Genomic DNA, 6,079 nt, shown 5'->3' with positions numbered 1-6,079 from the left:
AATCGGTCACGAAAGACGACCTATTCCGCCTCTTTCCCCACTTACGCCCCCCTTAACCAGCCCTAGCGCCGTTAAGACATGGCCCAGAGCCATTAAGACATGCGCCAACGCCGTTAAGGCATGGCCTGCCAGAGGAGCCGGATCCGGCACCCCGCGCTTGTTTGAGATTTTCTGCGGCGTCGGCTCAGGAAATCTGCCGGTCCTTGTCTTTCCAGTAGGGCTTGCGCAATTCAGTCTTCAGCACCTTGTTTGCCCCAGACAGCGGGAACGCATCAGTCCGGTACTCAATGCTTCGCGGGCATTTGTAGCCGGCGATCAATTTGTGACAATGGGCCTGCAGCTCCTCTGTTGTGACCGAGGCGCCGGGATGCAGAATGACAATGGCATGCACGCTTTCGCCCCATTGCGCGCTGGGAATGCCGATCACGGCACTTGTGGCGACGCCGGGGTGTTGGCCCAATGCGTTCTCGACTTCGGCGGAATAGACGTTTTCGCCGCCTGACACGACCATGTCCTTTACCCGGTCCATCAAAAACACAAAGCCCTCGGGGTCCATGTATCCGGCATCCCCCGTCATGACCCAGCCGTCCACAATCGTCTCGCTGGTCACATCCGGCTTGTTCCAATAGCCCAGCATGGTGATTGGCCCCTTGACCGCAATCTGGCCAACCTCACCCTGTGCAACATCGCGGTGCTGCGCGTCGACAATGCGGATTTCGCAGACCCGTGTGGCCCGCCCGGCAGACCGGAGCTTTCCGGCCTTGGGGCCACTGAAGACATGGTATTGCGCCGGCAATATGGTCGCGACCGGGCTGAGCTCGGTCTGGCCAAAAGCCTGAACAAAGGAAACATTGGGGAACTTCTCAAACGCGTCTTTCAGAACGGCTTCGGTGATGGGAGAGGCGCCATAGATGATTTGCTGCAGCGAAGAGATATCCGTTTGCGCCAGCTTTTCGCTCTGCAACACCATTTGCAGCATGACCGGCACCAGCAATACCTGCTGCGGGCGATGTTTTTCGATTGCTTCCAGGGCTCCGTCCGGCGTGAGGGCGGGGATCACAACATGGGTGCCCGCCATGAAGGTCAGCGCGCTGAACCAGATCAGATCCGCGATATGGAACATCGGGGCCGCGTGCAGATAGACGGTGCTGTCTTGCATATTGAGATCATGGGCATTGGAAACGCCGCCGACATAGAAATTGGTATGGGACAGCATCACCCCCTTGGGAAAGCCGGTTGTGCCGCCGGTGTAAAAGACCCCCGCCAGATCATCGCCGCTGCGCCCGGCATCCGGGACCGGGTCTGACGCGGCCACCAGGTCTTCATAGCTCAGCATGCCCTCAGGCGTTGCGGCATCGCCGCAGTAGATCAACGTATTCAGCCCTGCCACCTGCGGTTTGATGTCCGTCGCCAAGCCTTTGAAGGCCTCATCACACAGCAGGATTTCAGCACCCGCATCGTTTAGCGCATAGGCGCATTCGGCAGCGCTCCAGCGGGTGTTCATCGGCATCATCGCGCCACCGCCCCAGACCACGGCAAAATAGTATTCGATGAAACGGTCAGAGTTTAGCGACAGCAGGGCAACGCGGTCGCCTGGTTGCATACCCAGTTTTTGCAACGCACCAGCCAGACGGGCGACCCGCTCCAGCATCTGGCTCCAGCTTTGCTGTCGGTCCTGAAATATGGTCGCAATCCCGTTTGGATTAATCTGGGCGGCTCGTCTGATCATGGATGTGATCTGCATATTGCGACTTCTCAGTTTGGAATGATTTGGAAACCCGGCCACCTTGGGTCGCGGCTCGCTCTCAAGTCAACGCTTTTGGCCCACAGGACAATTCCGATACAGAAGTGACGACACGTCCTTTCCACAGGCCGCCGGAACCGTCGCATGCTGAACGCACAAAGCGGACAGGTGAGACTGGCCGAATAATCAGGGGGACTGCCGTGAAAACCATCAAAGCCGAACATGCCGCCATTGTATCCGACCTGCGCGTGGCGCAGGGAGACGAGGTTGTCGCAGGCACCATTTTGCTGGTGACGGAACTTATGAAAATGCAGCACGACATCCGGGCAACAGAAAGCGGAATAGTGCGCATACTGCATGTTTCACCCGGCGATGAGTTGCGCGGCGGTGAGCCACTGGTGACGTTTGAGCCCGCCGAGATCAGCGGCAGCCTTCAGCAAGGCACTGAGGACCTGCGGCCCGATTTTTCCGAGTTTGAGGCACGTATGAGCCTGCTGGACGACAGCAGCAGACCCGAGGCGGTGGCCAGGCGGCATCAGACCGGCGGGCGTACCGCGCGTGAAAATATTGACGACTTGTTTGATCCGGGCTCTTTCACCGAATACGGCGCTCTCGCTGTGGCGGCGCAACGCAGCAAACGCGCCCTGACTGAGCTGCAGTCGCGCACCCAGGGTGATGGCATTATCTGTGGCACAGGTCTGGTCAGGGGCCGGCCAGTCGCGGCAATGGCGGTCGACTACATGGTGCTTGCCGGCACCCAGGGCTACAATCACCACCGCAAGATGGACCGGCTGATCGCGCTGGCGGCGCGCCACAACCTGCCCATCGTTTTGTTTGCCGAAGGCGGTGGCGGACGGCCCAATGACTACGATGTGGCCACGCTGATGACGGCGGGGTTGAACGTTGCGTCCTTTCGCCAATTCGCAGCCCACAAAGGCCCCAAGATAGGCATTGTTTCGGGTCTGTGCTTTGCCGGCAATGCCGCGCTATTTGGCGTCTGTAATGTCCGCATCGCGACGCAGAACAGCTGGACCGGCATGGGCGGCCCCGCCATGATCGAAGGGGGCGGTCTGGGCAATGTTGGCCCCCGCGAGATCGGCCCCTCTGAGACGCAGGTTGCCAATGGCGTCATTGATGTTTTGACCAAAGACGAAGCTCGGGCTGTTGCCGAGGCCAAGACACTTCTTGCGCTGCCTGTGGCGACTGATGCCTCGCCGGTTGAGGACGCCGCCGAAAGCCTGCGCTCGGTTGTGCCGGTGGACCGGACCCGCGCCTATGATATGCGCGACGCGATTGCAGGTCTGGTTGATGCAGGCAGCTTTCTGGAGCTGCGCCGGGGATTTGGCAGCGGCATGTTCACCAGGTTTGCCCGGATCAAAGGCCGGGCTGTCGGGATTTTGGCCAACACCCCGCTGCATTTGGGCGGCGCCATTGATGCGCCTGCCGGCGACAAAGGCGCGCGTTTCCTGCAGCTCTGCGATGCCTGGGCAATCCCGGTGGTCACACTGTGCGACACACCCGGATTTATGGTGGGGCCTGAGATAGAACAGACCGGCCAAGTGGCCCATATCTCGCGATTGTTTCTGGCGGGCGCACATTTTTGCCAGCCCCTGATCACGGTTATTTTGCGCAAGGCCTACGGTCTGGGCGCTATGGCCATGGCAGGTGGCGGCTTTGACCGGCCGCATTTCTGCTGTGCCTGGCCAAGCGGCGAAGTTGGCGCAATGGGCCTGGAGGGCGCTGTCAAGCTGGGCCATCGCGACCGCCTTGCAGCCATTACGGACCCAGATGAGCGTGAGGCAGAATACCAGCGCCTGGTGGCACAGCTCTATGAGCAGGGCAAAGCCCTCAATGCTGCAAGCCTTCTGGAGTTCGACGCGGTCATTGATCCTGCACAGACACGCGAGGAAATCATCCGTGCGCTGTCCACGGCTGGCGCATGCGTACCAGCTGTGCGCTATGTCGACGCCTGGTAGGCGCGCCCTCCTCTGCGCACCTCTTTGTTCCTCGCGGCACGCGGCTGGCAGGATTGCGCCTTTCCGGCTCTCGCGGGCTCCGCTGGAGACCGCAACGATCTGAGTGCTGCTCTGCTGGTCTTTACAGCTCTGCGGCGGTCGCTATTCCAGAACCCGTTGGGCAATGGCCGAGCCGCTCTGGATCGCAGCAGACGGATAGATCACCACTCTGTCGCCCTCCCTCAGTCCGCTGCGCACCTGCGCTTGGGTACCGTTGTTGCGGGCGATCTCGATCTGGCGCTGCACGGCAAGGCCATCCTCCACGACAAACACCGACCAGGCCTCCCCTGTGCGAAACAGCGCACTTGACGGCACCCGCAGTACGTCCTCGGCCTGCCACACGATAATCCGCGCCTCGACGCGGTAGCCATGCCCCAACCCAAGCCGCTCTGCCGCCGGTGAGGCAAGGGAAATAATGACCGGTACCCGTTGCTCTTCGACGCCAAGCGCCGAGACCTTGGTGATGCCGAAGGGATCAATGCGTGAGACATCTCCCTGCAGGGCAACAGCGCCGCCCCAGTCGTCAATGATCACCGGGTCACCGCGATTGACCTGCACCGCATCCGAAGAGATCAAATCCACCACGATTTCAAGGTCGCCGTCGATGTCGCCGATCTCCATGATGGGCTCGCCTGCGGGCACCGTGGTGGCGCTTTGCTGCATGATCTGCAGAATGCGGCCACTGGCCGGGGCATAGAGAGGGATGTCATCAGAGCCATTTTCACGCAGGGCAGCGCCAAGACCGAGATCGTCAAAACCAATAAGCTGCGCCTGTGCGGTGATCAGATCGGCCTCGCGGGTGCCGATGGCGGCCTCTGCCATTTGCACCGCAGCCTCCGAGATGCGGAATTCGCGTTTGGCCCGGTCCAGAGCCGCAGGGCTTGCGATGCTGCGTTCCGCCAACTGGCCTGTGCGATTCAGCTCGGTCTGGGCCAGATCGCGGCTGGCCTCGGCGGCGCTGAGATCCGCATGGGCACCACGCAACCCGGCTTCTGCCGATTTTACTGCCGCCTGTGCCTGCTCGCGGGTGCGCACATCCAGCGCAACCGGATTGGTTGGCAGCATATGCACAATGATGGTCTCGCCGCGCACCACCGGATCACCGGGATTGACCTGCACCCGCTGCAGTCGGCCAGCCACCGGGGTTGAGACCACATAGGGCTCACTGACCCGGGTGCGTCCCTCTTCATCAATGGAGACGCGCATAGCGCCGCGTGTCACCTCAGCGAGATCAACCATCAGCGGACGGGGCCAGAACGCAGCCGCCAGGGCCAGCGCGATCAGGCCGCCAACCAGGATGGTCAGAACCAGCCGCGACCGTTTCTTTGGGTTTGCCATGCGTTACTCCCGTGTCTTCAATGATTTGACCAGATCCGAGCGATCCAGATCCCGTTTTACCAACCATCCCGAGACCACAGCCGCGCAGAGCACCACCAGCATCGCTTGTCCATAGCTGACCGGATCAAAGATGGCTGGGATCTGATAGAGGTCGGTGGAAAATCCAGCGGCAATGCCGAAGGACAAGAAATAGCCAAGCGCCGCCCCCACGGGCAGCGAGATCAGCGTCACCACGGCCAGCTCTCCGAGCAGGACAAACCCCACCTCTACCCTGGTAAAGCCAATGACCCGCAGGCTGGCCAGATCGCGGGCGCGTTCGGCATAGGCGATGCGGGCGGAATTATAGACAATGCCAAAGGTGATAACAAAGGCGATGGCCCCCATCACATAGCGAATGGCCCCGGCTCCGGTATCCATCAAAACCTCAAAGGCGTCTCGTGCCTCGTCCTTGACGCTGAGGCCGGCAATGGTTGGCATGTCCTGCAGGGTCTCGTAGATGGCATCCGCTTGTGCCGCATCAATGGTCAGGAAAGCTCCCGAAACCCGTCGGGGTTCGCGCAGTGCCTGGTTCAGGGCATCAAGATCCATATAGGCGGGTGAGCCCAGCAAGGCCTGCGCAATCCCGGCCACAGGGATCTCCAGATCCGGCTGGCGGCCCTCGCGCACCTCGACTGTCAGGATTTCTCCAGCTTTGATGTCCAGCATCTCGGCCAACACGCTGGACAGGATCACGCCAGTTTTTGGCATCTCGATCGGGGCCATATCTTCGTCCAGCGCCCGGTTGAGCGCCAGATCGGAAACTGGGTTTTGCGGCAAGCCGGTAATCGCGCCGCGGTGGCTCTCGCGGCCATGGCGCAGCACGGCGGGCACATAGCGGACCGCCTCGACCCGTGTCACGCCGGGGATGCGGCGCAGCTCAAACAGGGTCTTGTCGCTGACCGGCTGCGTAAAGCTGACATTGAGGTCGCTTCGATCCACAACA

The 6,079-nt window shown here is 61.1% G+C and carries 4 protein-coding genes; 1 reads left to right on the top strand and 3 read right to left on the bottom strand.

From position 1 onward, the window contains the following. Positions 1-184: 184 nt before the first annotated feature. Complete coding sequence (locus B4968_RS14185; RefSeq protein ID WP_083099979.1) at positions 185-1,744, bottom strand: long-chain-fatty-acid--CoA ligase; 1,560 nt, start codon at positions 1,742-1,744, stop codon at positions 185-187. A 200-nt stretch (positions 1,745-1,944) separates the two neighbouring features. On the opposite strand from B4968_RS14185, the gene B4968_RS14180 reads away from it, so the two are divergent. Next, positions 1,945-3,720, top strand: a complete 1,776-nt coding sequence (locus B4968_RS14180; RefSeq protein WP_083099976.1) for a carboxyl transferase domain-containing protein — start codon at positions 1,945-1,947, stop codon at positions 3,718-3,720. Between the two features lie 141 nt (positions 3,721-3,861). Here the strand turns inward: B4968_RS14180 and B4968_RS14175 are convergent, their stop codons facing one another. Beyond that, positions 3,862-5,097 carry an efflux RND transporter periplasmic adaptor subunit gene (locus B4968_RS14175; protein WP_083099973.1) on the bottom strand — a complete coding sequence of 412 codons (1,236 nt, stop codon included), beginning with the start codon at positions 5,095-5,097 and terminating at the stop codon, positions 3,862-3,864. Between the two features lie 3 nt (positions 5,098-5,100). After that, positions 5,101-6,075 carry an ABC transporter permease gene (locus B4968_RS24565; RefSeq protein ID WP_241525755.1) on the bottom strand — a complete coding sequence of 325 codons (975 nt, stop codon included), beginning with the start codon at positions 6,073-6,075 and terminating at the stop codon, positions 5,101-5,103. Positions 6,076-6,079: the final 4 nt, after the last annotated feature.

Origin of the sequence: Pseudophaeobacter leonis (assembly GCF_002087335.1) — a bacterium.
Lineage (GTDB): Bacteria > Pseudomonadota > Alphaproteobacteria > Rhodobacterales > Rhodobacteraceae > Pseudophaeobacter > Pseudophaeobacter leonis.
This window is presented reverse-complemented; position numbering and strand designations above follow the sequence as displayed.

Bases quoted from the DNA above. Each gene is read 5' to 3' on its own strand.
- B4968_RS14185 (WP_083099979.1), bottom strand. From the start codon at position 1,744: ATGCAGATCACATCCATGATCAGACGAGCCGCCCAGATTAATCCAAAC.
- B4968_RS14175 (WP_083099973.1), bottom strand. From the start codon at position 5,097: ATGGCAAACCCAAAGAAACGGTCGCGGCTGGTTCTGACCATCCTGGTT.